Annotated in this window: 15 protein-coding genes and 1 pseudogene; 10 read left to right on the forward strand and 6 right to left on the reverse strand. The window is 71.4% G+C overall.

The features are described 5' to 3' along the window. Positions 1 to 193: 193 nt before the first annotated feature. Positions 194 to 1369 (forward strand): carbohydrate kinase family protein, encoded by a 1176-nt coding sequence (locus tag ACFXI4_RS43065; RefSeq protein WP_385002780.1) that lies wholly within the window; start codon positions 194 to 196, stop codon positions 1367 to 1369. Between the two features lie 140 nt (positions 1370 to 1509). Here the strand turns inward: ACFXI4_RS43065 and ACFXI4_RS43070 are convergent, their stop codons facing one another. Beyond that, on the reverse strand, positions 1510 to 2199 hold the full coding sequence (locus ACFXI4_RS43070; protein WP_385002749.1) for an FAD binding domain-containing protein: 690 nt from the start codon (positions 2197 to 2199) through the stop codon (positions 1510 to 1512). A 250-nt stretch (positions 2200 to 2449) separates the two neighbouring features. On the opposite strand from ACFXI4_RS43070, the gene ACFXI4_RS43075 reads away from it, so the two are divergent. From ACFXI4_RS43075 to ACFXI4_RS43110, 8 genes are all read left to right on the forward strand, one after another. After that, positions 2450 to 3517, forward strand: coding sequence for a PhoH family protein (locus tag ACFXI4_RS43075; protein WP_362722830.1), 1068 nt, complete (start codon positions 2450 to 2452; stop codon positions 3515 to 3517). Between the two features lie 14 nt (positions 3518 to 3531). After that, the gene (ybeY, locus tag ACFXI4_RS43080) at positions 3532 to 4029 is read left to right on the forward strand and encodes an rRNA maturation RNase YbeY (RefSeq protein ID WP_351691360.1); all 498 of its coding nucleotides are present in this window, start codon (positions 3532 to 3534) and stop codon (positions 4027 to 4029) included. A gap of 18 nt (positions 4030 to 4047) precedes the next feature. Next, entirely contained in the window at positions 4048 to 5349 is a 1302-nt protein-coding gene (locus ACFXI4_RS43085; protein ID WP_362722825.1) for a hemolysin family protein, read from the forward strand. After that, a complete protein-coding gene (locus ACFXI4_RS43090) occupies positions 5346 to 5705 on the forward strand; it encodes an MmcQ/YjbR family DNA-binding protein (protein ID WP_385002754.1) in 360 nt (119 codons plus the stop codon). Before ACFXI4_RS43085 ends, ACFXI4_RS43090 begins: the two co-directional genes overlap by 4 nt. Positions 5706 to 5769: 64 nt before the next feature. Then, on the forward strand, positions 5770 to 6120 hold the full coding sequence (locus ACFXI4_RS43095) for a cytidine deaminase (RefSeq protein WP_362722819.1): 351 nt from the start codon (positions 5770 to 5772) through the stop codon (positions 6118 to 6120). A 366-nt stretch (positions 6121 to 6486) separates the two neighbouring features. After that, positions 6487 to 6954, forward strand: a complete 468-nt coding sequence (locus ACFXI4_RS43100) for a hypothetical protein (protein WP_385002757.1) — start codon at positions 6487 to 6489, stop codon at positions 6952 to 6954. 160 nt (positions 6955 to 7114) lie between these two features. After that, the gene (locus ACFXI4_RS43105) at positions 7115 to 8449 is read left to right on the forward strand and encodes a beta-xylosidase (protein WP_385002760.1); all 1335 of its coding nucleotides are present in this window, start codon (positions 7115 to 7117) and stop codon (positions 8447 to 8449) included. An 84-nt stretch (positions 8450 to 8533) separates the two neighbouring features. Next, positions 8534 to 9613: a WxL protein peptidoglycan domain-containing protein gene (locus ACFXI4_RS43110; RefSeq protein ID WP_385002762.1), complete on the forward strand. Its 1080-nt coding sequence runs from the start codon at positions 8534 to 8536 to the stop codon at positions 9611 to 9613. On the opposite strand, the gene ACFXI4_RS43115 is transcribed toward ACFXI4_RS43110, so the two are convergent. Further along, complete coding sequence (locus ACFXI4_RS43115; protein ID WP_385002765.1) at positions 9507 to 9845, reverse strand: P-II family nitrogen regulator; 339 nt, start codon at positions 9843 to 9845, stop codon at positions 9507 to 9509. The two genes, ACFXI4_RS43110 and ACFXI4_RS43115, sit on opposite strands and share 107 nt — an antisense overlap. After that, positions 9842 to 11152, reverse strand: coding sequence for an ammonium transporter (locus ACFXI4_RS43120; RefSeq protein WP_385002768.1), 1311 nt, complete (start codon positions 11150 to 11152; stop codon positions 9842 to 9844). The genes ACFXI4_RS43115 and ACFXI4_RS43120 overlap by 4 nt, the downstream gene beginning before the upstream one ends. Before the next feature lie 142 nt (positions 11153 to 11294). Between ACFXI4_RS43120 and era the strand changes: the two genes are divergently transcribed. Continuing rightward, positions 11295 to 12263, forward strand: coding sequence for a GTPase Era (gene era, locus ACFXI4_RS43125; RefSeq protein ID WP_385002771.1), 969 nt, complete (start codon positions 11295 to 11297; stop codon positions 12261 to 12263). Positions 12264 to 12455: 192 nt separating this feature from the next. Here era and ACFXI4_RS43130 read toward each other — a convergent pair. From ACFXI4_RS43130 to ACFXI4_RS43140, 3 genes and pseudogenes are all read right to left on the reverse strand, one after another. Continuing rightward, a pseudogene (locus ACFXI4_RS43130) lies at positions 12456 to 12557 on the reverse strand (barstar family protein); the annotation flags it as partial. 193 nt (positions 12558 to 12750) lie between these two features. Continuing rightward, positions 12751 to 13050, reverse strand: coding sequence for a hypothetical protein (locus tag ACFXI4_RS43135; RefSeq protein ID WP_385002774.1), 300 nt, complete (start codon positions 13048 to 13050; stop codon positions 12751 to 12753). Next, positions 13047 to 16580: a DUF6531 domain-containing protein gene (locus ACFXI4_RS43140; protein WP_385002777.1), complete on the reverse strand. Its 3534-nt coding sequence runs from the start codon at positions 16578 to 16580 to the stop codon at positions 13047 to 13049. The genes ACFXI4_RS43135 and ACFXI4_RS43140 overlap by 4 nt, the downstream gene beginning before the upstream one ends. Positions 16581 to 16592: the final 12 nt, after the last annotated feature.

Below are 16592 nucleotides of genomic sequence, written 5' to 3' on the forward strand. Positions count from 1 at the left end.
CTGGGGCGTGCTGCCCGCGGTACTCGACCTGGGGGGGGCGTCCGTTGTCCCCCCGGGGCGGGCGGGGTCCTTGGGCGGGCGGGGCCGCGCCGGCTGGGCGGCCACGGCCGGGCGGTCCCGCGGCGAGAGCCGTCGCCGCCGTCCCGACATGGTGCAGACTGGCCGGATCCGCACCACGTCCAGGGAGCGCACCGTGACCGCGTCCAACGCGTTCGCCGGAGAGGAACCGGAGTACCTCGACGACGACAGAGGAGCAACGACCGCGCACTGCGCCGCGCAGGTCGACCCGCTGGCCGGCCTGCGCGCGCCCGGCGATCCACCCTGGGACGTCTACCTCACCGGCACCGTCTTCCTCGACATCGTCTTCACCGGCCTGCACTCCGCGCCCGTGCGCGGCACCGAGTCCTGGGCCCGCGGCATGGGCTCCAGCCCCGGCGGCATCGCCAACATGGCCACCGCCCTCGCCCGGCTCGGCCTGAAGACCTCGCTCGCCGCGGCCTTCGGCGACGACCACTACGGCGAGTACTGCTGGGACGCCCTCGAACAGGGCGAGGGCATCGACCTCTCCCCGTCGCGGACCGTGCGCGGCTGGCACTCGCCGGTCACCGTCTCCATGGCCTACGAGGGCGAGCGGACCATGGTCTCGCACGGCCACGAGCCGCCCGCCGACACCCTGTTCCGGCAGCAGAACGCCCCCGGCCACCCGGCCCACGCGCGTGCCGCCGTCGCCTCCCTCACGCCCGGCACCCGCAACCCCTGGATCGCCAGGGCCGCCGCCGAGGGCACCCGGATCTTCGCCGACGTCGGCTGGGACGACACCGGGGCGTGGGACCTGGCGAGCCTCGCCGACCTGGAGCACTGCGAGGCGTTCCTGCCGAACGCGCAGGAGGCGATGCGGTACACCGGCGCCGACTGCCCGCGGGCCGCGGCCCATGCCCTCACGCGGTACGTGCCCCTGGCCGTCGTCACCCTCGGGGCGGAGGGCGCCTACGCGGTCGACGGGCGGACCGGGGAGTTTGCCGAGGTCCCGGCGATCGCCGTGGAGGCCCTCGACCCGACCGGCGCGGGTGACGTCTTCGTCGCCGGGTTCGTCACCGGCACGCTCGCCGACTGGCCGCTGGCCGACCGCCTCGCCTTCGCCGGCCTCACGGCGGCGCTCTCCGTCCAGGAGTTCGGCGGCTCGCTGTCCGCGCCCGGCTGGTCCGAGATCGGGGCGTGGTGGCGGAAGGTCCAGTCGGTGGCCGGCCAGGACCCCGCGGCGCTACGGCGGTACGCGTTCCTGGAGGGCCTGGTACCTGAGGAGGACCAGGTCAGGCCGTGGCCGCTGCGGAGGGCGGTGCCGACGATCGGGTTCGGCCGCTCGGCGTGACGGCCGTGCGGGCGCCAGTGGGCCGGGGCGGGTGCGCCGTCGCCGTGGTTGCTCGCGCGGTTCCCCACGCCCCACGCCCCCTCAGCGGCGCGACAAGCCCCCACCGGCCCGCCGCCGACGACGGACCGGACCACCCCCGTCTATCCCCCGGTCACTCTCGCGACCTGCTCCCGCACGAACGGCCGTCCCCCCTGCGACACCCCCGCCAGCGCCCCGGCGAACAGCTCCTCCACCCCGCCCCCCTGGGCGTCCACGCTCCCGCGGCTCAACTCGTAGCCCTCCCGCACCGCGACCCTCAGCACACCCTCCGTGTCCACCCCCGCCGCGACGATCGTCGGCACCTCCCCGCCCGCCGGGTCCGCGACCTTCGCGTACACGCCCCGCACCGGCTCCCGCCAGCGCAGCGCCAGCAGCACCGGCGCCTTGGCCTCCAGCTCGGCCAGGTCCACCTCGTGCACCCCGTCCGCCGTGAGCACCTCGGCCCACGCGTCCAGCACGATCGCCGCCGGCAGCAGATCCCGCAGGCTCGACCCGGCGATGTTCCCGCCGACCGTCGCCGCCCGGCGCACCGAGCCCGTGCCGACCCCCTTGGCCGCCGTCCGCAGCACCTCCGGAACCCGGTCGTCCACCTGGTGCAGCAGCACCGCGCCCCCCAGCACGCCGTCCCCGATCGCCGTCGCCTGCGGCACCTTCCGCAGGGACACCGCCTGTTCCGGGAAACCGTCCCGTTGCCAGACGGCCCAGACGAGGGTCGCACCGCCGACGGGTATCGCGCCCTCGGACAGGCATTCCCGGGCCTCGGAGACCGACGTGGGCAGACGCAGCAGCACGGCTACCTGCTTTCTGGGCGGACAGGTGGCGCGGAGCGAACGCGGCCCCCGGCCACGCGTGGCGGTGACGGCCCGGATTCTGCCCCGGCGCACCGGAGCGCATGCAGGGCTCACGGCTGCAACAGGGGCGCCTTCCGCTGTGAAAAGGCCTACGGCGTTGTCACCCCGGCGTCGTACGCTTGGTATCGCGAGGCCGCCCTCAGCTACGCGGCCGTGATGAGGAGGAACCGCAGGCCTTAAGCGCCGGCCCATGACTCAGACACCCACAGCTCACACTCCCGCGCAGCAGCAGGCCCGAGCTCAGTTCGAGGTTCCCGCCCAGCACCCGATGGTCACCGTGCTGGGATCCGGCGACTCCCTGCTGCGCGTGATCGAGAAGGCCTTCCCGGCGGCCGACATCCATGTCCGGGGCAATGAGATCAGCGCGGTCGGCGATGCCCGTGAAGTCGCCATCGTCCAGCGCCTGTTCGACGAGATGATGCTGGTGCTCCGCACCGGACAGCCGATGACGGAGGACGCAGTGGAACGCTCGATCGCCATGCTGCGGGCGAGTGAGAACGGGGAGGGCCCGGAGGAGACCCCGGCCCAGGTTCTGACACAGAACATCCTGTCCTCGCGCGGTCGCACCATCCGCCCCAAGACCCTCAACCAGAAGCGGTACGTCGACGCGATCGACAAGCACACGATCGTCTTCGGGATCGGCCCCGCCGGTACCGGCAAGACCTACCTGGCCATGGCCAAGGCGGTGCAGGCCCTGCAGTCCAAGCAGGTCAACCGCATCATCCTGACCCGGCCCGCGGTCGAGGCGGGCGAGCGGCTGGGCTTCCTGCCGGGCACGCTCTACGAGAAGATCGACCCCTACCTGCGGCCGCTGTACGACGCGCTGCACGACATGCTCGACCCGGACTCGATCCCGCGCCTGATGGCGGCCGGCACCATCGAGGTGGCACCGCTCGCCTACATGCGCGGCCGCACCCTCAACGACGCCTTCATCATCCTCGACGAGGCCCAGAACACCTCGCCCGAGCAGATGAAGATGTTCCTGACCCGGCTCGGCTTCGAATCGAAGATCGTGATCACGGGCGACATCACCCAGGTCGACCTGCCCAACGGCACCAAGTCCGGTCTGCGCCAGGTGCAGGACATCCTGGAGGGCGTGGAGGACGTGCACTTCTCCCGGCTGACGTCCCACGATGTCGTACGGCACAAGCTGGTGGGCCGTATCGTCGACGCGTACGAGCAGTACGACAGCACGCACGGCACGGAGAACGGCTCGCATCAGGGCGGCCGCTCGAAGTCCGGGCACAAGGGGAAGTAGACAAGCACAGCGCCATGTCGATCGACGTCAACAACGAGTCCGGAACCGAGGTCGACGAGCAGGCGATCCTCGACATCGCCCGCTACGCCCTCGCACGGATGCGCATCCACCCGCTCTCCGAACTCTCGGTGATCGTCGTGGACGCCGACGCCATGGAGCAGCTGCACATCCAGTGGATGGACCTGCCCGGGCCGACCGATGTCATGTCCTTCCCGATGGACGAGCTGCGGCCGCCGTCGAAGGACGAGGACGAGCCGCCGCAGGGGCTGCTCGGCGACATCGTGCTCTGCCCGGAGGTCGCCGCCAAGCAGGGTGCCGAGGCCGACACCCAGCACTCCATGGACGAGGAGCTCCAGCTGCTCACCGTCCACGGAGTGCTGCACCTGCTCGGCTACGACCACGAGGAGCCCGACGAGAAGGCCGAGATGTTCGGTCTGCAGGCGGCCATCGTGGACGGCTGGCGGGGGGAGAAGGGCCTGACCGGCCCCTCGCCGGCGCCGACGGTCTCCTAGCCGGGCGGTCGTCCTCGTATGAGTTCGCAGATCGTCGCCGGAGCGATCGCCCTGGTCGTCGTCGCATGGCTGGCCGCCTGCGCCGAGGCCGGCATCGCCCGCGTCTCCAGCTTCCGCGCCGAGGAGGCCGTGAAGTCCGGGCGGCGCGGCAGCGCCAAGCTCGCCCAGATCGCCGCCGACCCCACCCGCTACCTCAACGTGGCGCTGCTGGTCCGGGTCGCCTGCGAGATGGCCGCCGCGGCCCTGGTCACCTATGCCTGCCTCCAGGAGATCCCGGCCACCTGGGAGGCGCTGCTCGCCGCGATCGGCGTGATGGTGCTCGTGTCGTACGTCGCCGTCGGCGTCTCCCCGCGCACCATCGGCCGCCAGCACCCGCTGAACACGGCCACGGCCGCCGCCTACGTCCTGCTGCCGCTGGCCCGCGTCATGGGGCCGGTCCCGTACCTGCTGATCCTCATCGGCAACGCCCTCACCCCGGGCAAGGGCTTCCGGCGCGGCCCGTTCGCCTCCGAGGCCGAACTGCGCGCCCTGGTCGACCTGGCGGAGAAGGAGTCCCTGATCGAGGACGAGGAGCGCCGGATGGTGCACTCGGTCTTCGAACTCGGCGACACCCTCGTCCGGGAGGTGATGGTCCCGCGCACCGACCTCGTCGTCATCGAGCGGTACAAGACCATCCGGCAGGCCCTCACCCTGGCCCTGCGCTCCGGGTTCTCGCGCATCCCCGTCACCGGGGAGAGCGAGGACGACATCGTCGGCATCGTGTATCTCAAGGACCTGGTCCGCAAGACGCACATCAGCCGGGACGCCGAGTCCGACCTGGTCTCCACCGCGATGCGGCCCGCGTTCTTCGTGCCCGACACCAAGAACGCCGGCGACCTGCTGCGCGAGATGCAGAAGGAACGCAACCACGTCGCCGTCGTCATCGACGAGTACGGCGGCACGGCCGGGATCGTCACCATCGAGGACATCCTGGAGGAGATCGTCGGCGAGATCACCGACGAGTACGACCGCGAGCTCCCGCCCGTCACCGACCTCGGCGACGACCGCCACCGGGTCACCGCCCGCCTCGACATCACGGATCTCGGCGAGCTGTACGGTCTGGAGGAGTACGACGACGAGGACGTGGAGACCGTCGGCGGGCTGCTCGCGAAAGCCCTCGGCAGGGTGCCGATCGCGGGTGCCTCCGCCCAGGTCGAACTCCCCGACGGCCGCAGGCTGGCCCTCACCGCGGAATCGGCCGCCGGCCGGCGCAACAAGATCGTGACGGTGCTGGTGGAGCCGGTACCGGTGCCCGACGACCCGGAGGACGACCCGGAGTGACCCCGGACCAGCTCCGCGCCTTCTGTCTCTCCTTCAACGCGGCCGAGGAGGACTTCCCCTTCAACCCGGACGTCTCGGTCTTCAAGGTGCTCGGCAAGATGTTCGCGCTGAGCTGGATCGACGCGAGGCCGCTGAAGGTCAACCTCAAGTGCGCCCCCGAGGACGCGGTGCGGCTCCGTGACGAGCACGAGGGGCTGGTCGCGCCGGGGTACCACATGAACAAGCGGCACTGGAACACCGTGACCGTGGACGGCGGCCTTCCCGAGCGGCTCGTGAAGGAACTGATCGAGGACTCGTACGACCTCGTCGTGGCCGGCCTGCCGAGGGCGGTGCGCCTGCGGCTGGACCGGCCGTGACGGGACCGGTCGGAGCGGGTGGCCGGAGTGTCTGACCGGGTCAGGTTGTTCGTATGCTCGGGGCATGACCGAGAGCAGTGGGCTTGATCCCGAGGACCGCAAGATCGTCACCCTGGCCCGTTCGGCGCGGGCCCGCAACGGGGTGCCCGAGGGGGCGGCGGTACGGGACTCGACGGGCCGGACGTACGTGGCCGGCACGGTGGACCTGGCCTCGCTGAAGCTGAGCGCGCTGCGGACGGCGGTGGCGATGGCGGTGGCGTCGGGGGCGGAGTCCCTGGAGGCGGCGGCGGTCGTGAGCGGGGCGGACGCGATCGAGGCGGGGGATCTGGCCGCGGTGCGGGATCTCGGCGGGCCGGGGACGCCGGTGCTGCTGGCGGGGCCGGACGGAGAGGTACGGCTGACCGTCCCGGCCTGACCTCGTTGACTCCGTCGGGGACGGGGGCGGGGTTGCTTGACTCGGTGGCGGGTGCGGCGACGGCATGGTTGCCCGCGCAGTTCCCCGCGCCCCTGAAGGTGCGCTGCGGCTGACGCCCCGGAAGGGGCGCGGGGAACTGCGCGGCCAGCCCCGCACCCAACCGCACCCGCGGCGCGGACAGTAGGCCAGATTTCAACCTTGTCGGTCTGTGTCGCTCGCGTATCAATGGGACCGTAAGTTCCGACGGACCGTCAGATCTGGGCGGGGCGCCGGAATCGGCGCCCCGCGGTGTGCCCGCATCCACCCGGACCGGGGTCGCCATCCCCACATGGCATTCCCACGTAACGGGAAGGGAGCCCGATCTCCATGAAACGCTTGACCACCGGTGCGGCACTCGCGGCGGGGGCCCTCGCCGCCACGGCGCTGGCCTTCGCACCCTCGGCCGCCGCCGTCACCCCGACCACCGCCGCCGTCACCGCCAGCTGCGGCATCTTCGGCGGCGGCGCGGCCACCCTCACCGCGACCCAGAGCGGTACCGCGGCCACCCTCACCCTCAGCTCCAGCGCGATCACCACCCCGCTCGCCCTGTCGGCGAACTCCATCGCCTCCACGCTCACCATGGCCAACTCGCACGGCGGCAACGTCGTCTTCAGCGGCACCGTGAACCCGGCCATGGCCGCCGGCAGCGCCGTCACCGTCGGTCCGCTGCCCGGCACCGTCGCCGCCGGTGACAGCCTCGACTTCCACGGCGGCTCGCTGAAGATGGTCATCTTCGGCATCACCGTCACCTGCACGTCCAGCGCGGCCCAGTCACCCGGACCGTTCGTCTTCTGATCCCGGGCACGCTGACTGGTTCGTTCCGGATGCCGCAGAAGCTGATGAACCGTCAGTTTTCTGCGGCATCTCCATTGACTTCTCACGCGCCCTCCACATCAATGGCCCCCTGTCGGCGCAGAGGAGCCGCTGCGCCCGCAACCCTCAGGAGGGGGCTTCCATGGGTTCACCCCCAAGGTCACGAAGATCCCGACGGTGGCGCTCGATCTCGCTGTTCGGGGCGACCGCGCTCGCGGTCACGACGGGGGGCGCACTGGCCTGTCCGGCCGGTGCCGCCGGAACGAACGTCGACTTCGCCACGCACTGCATCCCGCCCGCCGTCGCGGGCCTCCCGCCGATCGACGGCACCACCACCGCGAGCATCTCGGTGGACGACACCACGCCCAAGGTCGGCGACACGGTCACGGTGACCTACACCGTGGTCACACCCGCCGCGAACAACCCCACCGCCCTCGCCCTGCCGGCCGACATCATGACGCCGACCGGGAAGGTGACGCTGGGCGGGGCGCAGAGCGGGGACGTCACGGTGACCGGGCCGAAGAAGAACGACCCGGTGCCCGGGTACGGGACCTTCCCGTCGTTCTCCATGACGGGCACGTTCACCGTCACCTCGCCGGGCGCCATCAGCCTCTCGCCCGGCGACTACAACATCCACACCAGCTACATCCTGGAGCTGGACACCCCCTGCACGGTCACCAACCCGCCCGCCCCGGTGTCGGAGACCGTCACGGCGACCTCGACCTCCCCGGTCAACAACCGGGCCATCAGCCTGAGTTCGGCCTCCGGGAACCCCGGTGACAGCGTGACCGTCAGCGGGCAGAACTTCACCCCCGGCGCGACCGTCACGCTCGCCGGGCGGTCCGGGAGCAGCCAGACCGCCGACACGGCCACCGCGACCGCGGGCACCGACGGTTCCTTCAGCGCCCCGATCACCGTCAACGACAGGACGACGACCGGGATCGTGGCGTACGAGGGCAGTGCATGGAGCGACACGACGGGGGCCGGTCCGGCCGCCTACGTCGTCAACGACACCACGCCGGTGCCGGACGGGAGCCAGAAGCTGACGACCACCGTCAAGGCGGGCACCCTGTCCATGTCCCAGGCCGGGGACTCCGTCGCGCTGTCGTCGGTCGACTTCGGTCAGGGCGGCGCGTCCACCGGTGCCCTGCAGACCGTCACCGTCAAGGACTTCCGTGGCGGTCCGGCCGGCTGGTCGCTCACCGGCAAGGTCACCGACTTCACCGGTCCCGGCGCCAAGATCGATGCCGGGAAGCTGAGCTGGACGCCGTCCTGCGCGGCCAAGGCAGGCAGCCCGAGCGCCTGCGCGGCCGGTTCCGCGGGGGCCGTCGGCGGTTCCGGAGCGACCCTCGCGTCGACCCCGGACGCCTCGGTCACCGGCGGTGAGTTCACCGTCGGCGCCGGACTCTCCCTGGACGTACCGGCGTTCACCCCGCCGGGGTCGTACTCGGGAGTCCTGACCCTGACGCTCACCTGAGCCAACACCCCAGTGGCGACCGGACTTTCGGATCACGGGAGACCGGTCGCCGCCCGAACCGCTTCCGACCGGGGGTCCGCACCCATGCGTCGCGTCAAGCCGTATGTCCTCCTCCTGAGTCTGCTGCTCCTCGGCGTCCTCGGACCCCTCGGCACGGCGGGCCCCGCGCGCGCCGCCGACAACGGCAGCTGGTCCGTCTACCCGGTCGCCTCCAAGATCGCGGCGCGGCCGTACTTCTATCTCTCCCTCGACCCCGGGCAGAAGATCACCGACAAGGTGGCCGTCGCCAACAAGACCGGCAAGCCGCTCACCTTCCGGCTGTACGCGGCCGACGCCTACAACACCGCGCGGGACGGCGGGTTCGCCGTCCGCACGGTGAAGGAGCGGATGCGGGGGGTGGGCGCCTGGGCGAAGACGGGCAGGGCGCGGGTCACCGTGCCGCCGCACGGGACGGTCACCGTCCCCTTCACCCTGCACGTACCCCGGGACGCCGAACCCGGTGACCACCCGGGGGCGATCGTGGCACTGGACGAACGCGTCGACCCGGGGACGGGCTCCCTCGCGCTCGGCGTGCAGCGGGCCGTCGGAGCCCGGGTCTACCTGCGGGTGAGCGGGCCCACGCTGCCGGCCGTCGCCGTCGAGAACGTGCACCTCACCCACCACCAGCCGCTCGTGCCCGGCCTCGGCGACAGCACCGCCACCGTCTCCTACACCCTGCACAACACGGGGAACGTCACGCTGGACCCCAAGGTGCGGCTGCGGGCCGAGGGACTCTTCGGCCGTACGCTGCTCAGCCGCGACCTCACCGGCGTCCCTTCCGAGCTGCTGCCGGGGGAGCGGGTGCGGCTCACCGCAGCCTGGCGGAACGCGCCCCAGTTCGACTGGGGGAACGTCACGTTGACGGCCAGCGCGGCCGGCACCGAGGAGTCCGCGAGCGCCTCGTTCCTCGCTCTGCCGTGGCTGGTGGTGGGGCTGGCCTTCGTCGCCGGGGTGGCCGGCGGCGTGCTGCTCGCACGGGCCCGCCGGGGCCGCCGCGGCCGTGGCCTGCGGGGGCTGCTCAGAGGGCGTCGGGGCCGCGCTCGCCCGTCCGCACCCGGACGACCGTCTCCACCGGCAGTGCCCACACCTTCCCGTCCCCGATCTTCCCCGTCCGCGCGGCCCTGACGATCGCCTCGATCACCGGCTCGGAGTCGGCGTCCTCGACGACGACCTCGATCCGGACCTTGGGGACCAGGTCGACCCGGTACTCGGCACCGCGGTACACCTCGGTGTGGCCGTGCTGCCGCCCGTACCCGCTGGCCTCGGTCACGGTCAGGCCGTGGACCCCGATCTCCTGCAGGGCGGTCTTCACCGCGTCGAGGCGGTGGGGCTTGACGATCGCGGTGACGAGCTTCATGGCTGGCTCTTGACCTTCTGGGCGGAGGGGAGGAGGGACGCGCCGACCGGGGCACCGTGGCCCAGGACCCCGTGATCGTAAGCCGTCTCCGCGTGCACCGACAGGTCGAGACCGGCGTGCTCCTGCTCCTCGCTCGCCCGGAAGCCCAGCGTCCGGTCCAGCAGCCTGCCGAGGCCGTACGTCACGGTGAAGGCGTACGCCGCCACGGCCACCACCGCCACCGCCTGCCTGCCGAGCTGGCCGAGCCCGCCGCCGTAGAACAGGCCCTCGGCGCCGCCGGTCATGGCCTTCTCGGCGAACAGGCCGATCAGGAGGGTGCCGATGACTCCGCCGACCAGGTGGACGCCGACGACGTCGAGCGAGTCGTCGTAGTTCAGCCGGAACTTCCAGGAGACCGCGTACGAGCAGACCACGCCCGCGGCGAGGCCGACGGCGAGCGCGCCGAGCAGTGAGACCGAGCCGCAGGACGGAGTGATCGCGACCAGGCCGGCGACGGCGCCCGAGGCCGCGCCCAGGGTGGTCGGGTGGCCGTCGCGCCGCTGCTCGACGAAGAGCCAGCCCAGCAGCCCCGTGCAGCCGGCCGCCATGGTGTTCAGGAAGGCGGCGGCCGCGAGACCGTTGGCGCCGAGCGCGCTGCCCGCGTTGAAGCCGAACCAGCCGAACCAGAGCAGACCCGCGCCCAGGACCACCATCGGGAGGTTGTGCGGGCGCATCGCGTCCTTCTTGAACCCGAGCCGCGGCCCGAGGACCAGGCAGAGCGCCAGGCCGGAGGCGCCGGAGGTGATCTCGACCGGGAGACCGCCGGCGAAGTCCAGGGCGCCGAGGCCGTGCTGGATCCAGCCACCCGGCCCCCACACCCAGTGCGCCACCGGAACGTATACGAGCAGTGCCCACACCGGCACGAACACCAGCCACGCCCCGAACCTGGCCCGGTCCGCGACCGCACCGCTGATCAGCGCGGCGGTGATGACCGCGAAGGTGAGCTGGAAGGTGGCGAAGAGCAGGGTGGGGACGGTGCCCTGCACGCTGTCCGGGCCGAGCCCGCGCATCCCGGCGTGCGCCAGGTCGCCGACCAGCCCCGCCCCGGCGTCCTCGCCGAAGGCCAGCGTGTATCCGCCCGCCAGCCACACCACCGTCACCAGCGCGATCGACACGAAGCTCATCATCAGCATGTTGAGGACGCTCTTGGTGCGGACCATGCCGCCGTAGAACAGGGCCAGGCCCGGGGTCATCAGCAGGACCAGGGCGGTGGCGGCGAGCAGCCAGGCGGTGTCGCCGGTGTCTGCGTGCGCGGCTGCGGTGATCACGGGCGTCTCCAACGTCGTGGGGGCTCGTCAGAGACTCACCGGAACGCGTTTCCGGCTGCGTACGACTGTGTTTCCGTGACGTTTCGTTACCCCTGGGTCACCGAATTCTCACGGTGCGGCGGGGTGTCGTGGATCAGGGAGAATGGGGGCCATGAGCGTTCGCAGCCAGTCAACCGAGCCGTCGGAATCGCCGGAGGCCGTCCACCGGGCGGGCTTCGCCTGTTTCGTCGGGCGCCCCAACGCGGGCAAGTCCACCCTCACGAACGCTCTGGTCGGGCAGAAGGTGGCGATCACCGCGAACCAGCCGCAGACCACGCGGCACACGGTGCGCGGCATCGTGCACCGGCCGGACGCACAGCTGATCCTGGTCGACACCCCGGGGCTGCACAAGCCGCGCACGCTGCTCGGCGAGCGCCTCAACGACGTCGTGCGCACGACGTGGGCCGAGGTCGACGTGATCGGCTTCTGCCTGCCGGCGAACGAGAGGATCGGCCCCGGCGACCGCTTCATCGCCAAGGAGCTGGCCGGGATCCGCAAGACCCCGAAGATCGCGATCGTCACCAAGACCGACCTGGTCGACTCCAAGGCCCTCGCCGAGCAGCTGATCGCCATCGACCAGCTGGGCAGGGAGCTGGGCTTCGAGTGGGCGGAGATCGTGCCGGTGTCGGCGGTCGGCGACCAGCAGGTGAACCTGCTGGCCGACCTCCTCGTCCCGCTCCTGCCCGAGGGCCCGGCGCTCTACCCCGAGGGCGACCTCACCGACGAGCCCGAACAGGTCATGATCGCGGAACTGATCCGCGAGGCGGCCCTGGAGGGCGTCCGCGACGAGCTGCCGCACTCCATCGCCGTCGTCGTCGAGGAGATGCTCCCGCGCCCGGACCGCCCCGCCGACAAGCCCCTCCTGGACATCCACGCCAACCTCTACATCGAGCGCCCCAGCCAGAAGGGCATCGTCATCGGCCCCAAGGGCACCCGCCTGAAGGAGGTGGGCATCAAGTCCCGCAAGCAGATCGAGGCCCTGCTCGGCACCCCGGTCTTCCTGGACCTGCACGTGAAGGTGGCCAAGGACTGGCAGCGGGATCCGAAGCAGCTGCGGCGGCTCGGGTTCTGAGAAGGCCGGCGGTCCCGCGCCTCGGCGCCATTTTGCGGGGTCCGCCGCCGGGTATGCGCGGTCGGCACCCTGGCACAGGACCGACACGAACAGCGGGAAGTGCTCGGTCTCCAGCGGCGGGCCGGGGTCATGGACGATGCAGGCGACACCATCGACGCCCGCGACGCCGACTCCGCCGGTGACCGCGCCGCACGGGTCGTCCAGGCAGTCCACCACCGCGTCCCGGTTCCCGCCGAAGCAGCCCGGGAACCCGGGGGTCTGCGCGAGGGCGCGGTACGTTCCCGGCACCGTCATCAGGGCCCGCGACTCGAAGCGGTGCACCGTACCGCCCTTCGCCGACAGCTCCGCCGGCTGTTCCCGGACCTCGGACGACCCCCGTGGGACGCCCACGGCCCACGGGGGCGAGGTGCCCGCGAGATCGGTACGCCGGTCGGGGCGGGCGGGGGAATCGCCGAGCAACGGACGGCGGCCGGGTCTTCGGGCCCGGTCACGCCTCCCAGAAGGGGGCGCCGACCCGGATCCGGATCTGCCGGTCGCGGTCCACGTGCATGGCCACGGTCCCCTCCACGGTCTCCCCGACCTCGGGGAGCGGCACGGGCGGAGCCTCCGGGTCGTTGATCGTGCCGTCGGGGTTGTACGACAGGAGGTCGACGAATCCGTTGACCCCCGGGGCGTCGTCGAGTACGAGGAACACCCCGAACGGGAACCGGTCCTTCACCCTGCCCCTGGCGGCACTCCCCAGGGGGTATCGCCGCTTCGCCGCTTCCCACATCTCTTCGCCGCTCACCTGTGCCGCACCCTCGGATATTGATTCAGATCTTCGACCACGTTGTTCGGGATCTCCAATTCCTTTTCCGGTCCGCCTTCGTAGTTCCGCTCGTACTTCTCGTACTTGGCGGCGTACTCGGATTTCGGAATCTTTATCTCTATGACGCCCTCGCCGTAGGATTTCGCATATTTCTCGGCAACGTGCCGCTCCTTCGCGAAGTACACCCTACCGTTGGGGTAGATGTAGTCGGGAGCGTCCGGATCGCCGGGGAAGTCGGCCTCACGGTACCCGTATTTCTCCTGCTGCTCGCCCAGCTTCCGCCCCGGCGCCTTGAAGATGGACTGCGTGCATTCTTCCGGGGAGAGCCCCAGATGGTCGCTCCACACGTCAGGGTTGGTGACGTAGGTCAGCGGGTTGGGGGCCGGAGCGAGGCCGAGGGGATCCGCGGTGAGGTACCGGCCGGTCTCCGGATCGTAATGGCGGAAGTAGTTGTAATGAAGTCCGGATTCCGGGTCGAAGTACTGACCCGGAAAACGCAGCGGAGTGTACGTCGTGCTGCCGGGGGCCCAGGCCGTCGTCCCCCAGACGGTTCTGCGTGCCTGCCAGCCGATCCGTCCGGTCTCGTCGACGAGTTCGGTGGGCGTGCCGACCAGGTCGGTGACGATGGAGAAGAAGCGGGAGTCGATCTCTTCCTGAGGTGCGTCCGCCGCGGAGATCCGCTCGGTCTGCGCGACGGGATGCAGCCGCTGGTGATCCCAGGTGAGCGTCACCCGATGCGCGACGTCCGGTTCGGTGGTCGTCTGTTCGCACAGGGCGCTGCCGTCCCAGGTGAAGACGGTCTCCTCCACCACCGTCTCGCCGTCCGGGCCGAGGCGTTGCTTGGCGGTCCTGCGGCCCAGCGGGTCGTACCGGTAGCGCCACCGGGTGCCGTCCGGCGTGACGACGGCCGTGAGGCGGTCCTCGACGTCCCAGGTGTAGTGCCAGGTGCTCGGCTTGCGGGACAGCCGGGTGCGCTGCCGGGAGACGATCCGGCCCCGGCCGTCGTGCCCGTAGCGGTACCTGCCGGCCTCCACGACGGCCGTACCCGCGTAATCGCGGGGCCCGGCGGCGTCCGGGCTCGCGGGGGACCCCGGCCATTCGGCATGGGTCTGGTTGCCCGCCGCGTCGTACGCGTACGCCTCCGACCAGTCCTGGGCCCGGACGGCGGTGACCCGGCCCAGCGTGTCCAGCTCCATGGCCCGCGTACCGGAGCCGCTGTCCCGCACACCCACCAGGTTGCCGTCGGCGCGATACGTGTAGGCCCGTTGCTGGACCGGGGAACCGTCCCCCGTGGTCACCGACTGTGCCACGAGGCGGCCCAGTTCGTCGAAGGCGTGGGCCAGCGTGACGTGGTCGCCGAAACGCCTGGCCGTCTCCCGGCCCGTCGCGGAACGCTCGAAGTCGATCACCCTGCCGGACGTGACCAGCCTGACCAGACGGCCCGCGGCGTCATGAGAGCGGGTGCTCACCGCACCGCTCGGCGTGGTACGCCCGACCCGGTGTCCCGCGGCGTCGTAGGTGAAGGTGAGGACGCGTCCGTCGACGGTCTCGGAGAGCGGCCGGCCGAGCGCGTCGCGTTCGACGGTCATCGTGGACTGCGGGCTCACGGCGCGGACGAGGCGGCCGGAGGCGTCGTGGGTGAACTCGGTGACGGCTCCGGCGGCGTCCTTGCGGACGATCCGGCCGAGCACGTCGCGCGCGAACGTCACCGTCTCGCCCAGGGCGTCGGTCCGTGAGCCCAGTCGCCCCGCGGCATCGTGCTCGTATGTCACCGTGCGGCCGTCGAAGTCCGTCTCCGACACGAGGCGGTCCGCCTGGTCGTAGGCGTAACTCCATGTCATGCCGAGGGGGTTGACGACGCGGGTGAGGCGCAGCGAGGAGTCGTAGGCGAACTCGTGCCGGGTGCCGTCGGGGGCGACGCGTGCCGTGAGCAGGTCGAAGTGCGTGTACTCGAAGCGGGAGAGGTGGCCGGACCGGTCCGTGTGCGAGGTGCAGTTGCCCTCACCGTCGTAGGTCCAGGTCTCGGCCCCGCCGTCCGCGGCGGCCCGCCGGAGCAGCCGGCCTTCCGGAGACCAGGTGAAGCGGGTGGAGTGCCCCGCCTCGTCGACGATCTCCACGGGCCGGCCCATGGCATCGCGGGTCCAGACCACCTCGGCGCCGACGGCGTCCGTGATCCGCAGGGGCAGCCCCGCGGCATCGCACTGGACCCGTGTCGTGTGTCCGAGGGCGTCGACGACCGCGGCGAGGTGTCCCGTCTCCGTGTAGACGGCCCGGTCGGCGGCGCCCGTCGGATCGGTGATCGCCGTGCAGTTGCCCCGTTCGTCGTACGTGTAGCGCCACGAGGCGCCGTCCGGCAGCTCGACGGCCGTGGCCAGGTGGAGATCGTTGTAGGCGGCCCTGACGACGCTGCCGTCGGGTCGGGTGACCGCGACGGGCAGGCCCATCTCGTTGTTGACGATGCGTGTGGTGTGCCCCAGCTGGTCCGTCGACGCGACCAGGAACTGCCTGCCGTCGTACTCGCTGCGTGTCATGCCTCCGAGGGCGTCGACCTCGGCGACCACCAGGCACGCTTCGTCGATCACGTAACGCGAGACGGCACCCTCGGCAGACGTGACCTCGGTGACCGCGCGGCCGGGCCAGGAGGGATCCGTTCCGTCGTACGAGAAGGTGTGGGAGAGGTGTCCGTCCTCCCCGCCCTGGGCGATGCAGCGGTCGTGTTCGTCGTAGGTGTAGGTGTAGCGGCTGCCGTTGGAGTCGCGCCACGCCGCCGGGCGGAGGCGCTCGTCGTAGGCGAATTCCGTTGTCGAGCCGGACGAGTCGGTCACCGAGGTGAGGGCACCGTCGGTGTAGCCGAACCGCTTGAGCGTCAGGTCCGCGCCGTCTTCACCGGCTCGGGCCAGGTGCAGCGCCGTGACGCGTTCCTCTTCGACGGTGAGGGTGAGGTGGTAGCCGCCTGAGTGCCGGATCGCCAGGGGAGTGCCAGCGGCGTCGAACTCGAAGGCGATGGTGTTGTGGTTGCGATCGGATATGAGCTTCGGAAGGGCGACGCCGCGACTGGGCGGCGCGAAGTGCCGGCTCAGACCGCCGACCGGGTCGTCGATGCGGTAGCCGCCGTCGGCCAGCCGGGTCAGCGGCCGGCACGGACCTGCCTGGGGGTGGACCGCGACCCCCGGGCTCTCCGGATGGGGGTATGCGAGAAGCAGCCCGTCGTCGCTGACGAAGACGACGCCCTGCTCGTCGATCTCCAGCCTCTGGTCGACCGTCGAAGCCCAGGAGGAGCCGAACCACCAGCCCGTGCGATGTCCGGACGACACCCGGCGCGTGAAGGCCAGGGGAAGCGTGCCCTCGAGGACGATGTCCGTCTCGGCCAGGAACGTGTGGCCCGTAGCGACGTCGACGGGGTCTCCGCACCCCTTGATCCTGCTCTTCAGCCGGTTGAACGCGCCCTCCGCGCCTTCGGCCAGCATGCCGCGGGCGTTCTTGCCCAGGCCCTTCACGGCGAGGCTCATGGCTTTCATGCC

Origin of the sequence: Streptomyces sp. NPDC059224 (assembly GCF_042754285.1) — a bacterium.
Classification (GTDB): domain Bacteria; phylum Actinomycetota; class Actinomycetes; order Streptomycetales; family Streptomycetaceae; genus Streptomyces.

Bases quoted from the DNA above. Each gene is read 5' to 3' on its own strand.
- ACFXI4_RS43075 (WP_362722830.1), top strand. From the start codon at position 2,450: ATGACTCAGACACCCACAGCTCACACTCCCGCGCAGCAGCAGGCCCGA.
- ybeY (WP_351691360.1), top strand. From the start codon at position 3,532: ATGTCGATCGACGTCAACAACGAGTCCGGAACCGAGGTCGACGAGCAG.
- ACFXI4_RS43085 (WP_362722825.1), top strand. From the start codon at position 4,048: ATGAGTTCGCAGATCGTCGCCGGAGCGATCGCCCTGGTCGTCGTCGCA.
- ACFXI4_RS43095 (WP_362722819.1), top strand. From the start codon at position 5,770: ATGACCGAGAGCAGTGGGCTTGATCCCGAGGACCGCAAGATCGTCACC.
- ACFXI4_RS43100 (WP_385002757.1), top strand. From the start codon at position 6,487: ATGAAACGCTTGACCACCGGTGCGGCACTCGCGGCGGGGGCCCTCGCC.
- ACFXI4_RS43105 (WP_385002760.1), top strand. From the start codon at position 7,115: ATGGGTTCACCCCCAAGGTCACGAAGATCCCGACGGTGGCGCTCGATC.
- ACFXI4_RS43110 (WP_385002762.1), top strand. From the start codon at position 8,534: ATGCGTCGCGTCAAGCCGTATGTCCTCCTCCTGAGTCTGCTGCTCCTC.
- ACFXI4_RS43115 (WP_385002765.1), bottom strand. From the start codon at position 9,845: ATGAAGCTCGTCACCGCGATCGTCAAGCCCCACCGCCTCGACGCGGTG.
- era (WP_385002771.1), top strand. From the start codon at position 11,295: ATGGGGGCCATGAGCGTTCGCAGCCAGTCAACCGAGCCGTCGGAATCG.
- ACFXI4_RS43140 (WP_385002777.1), bottom strand. From the start codon at position 16,580: ATGAGCCTCGCCGTGAAGGGCCTGGGCAAGAACGCCCGCGGCATGCTG.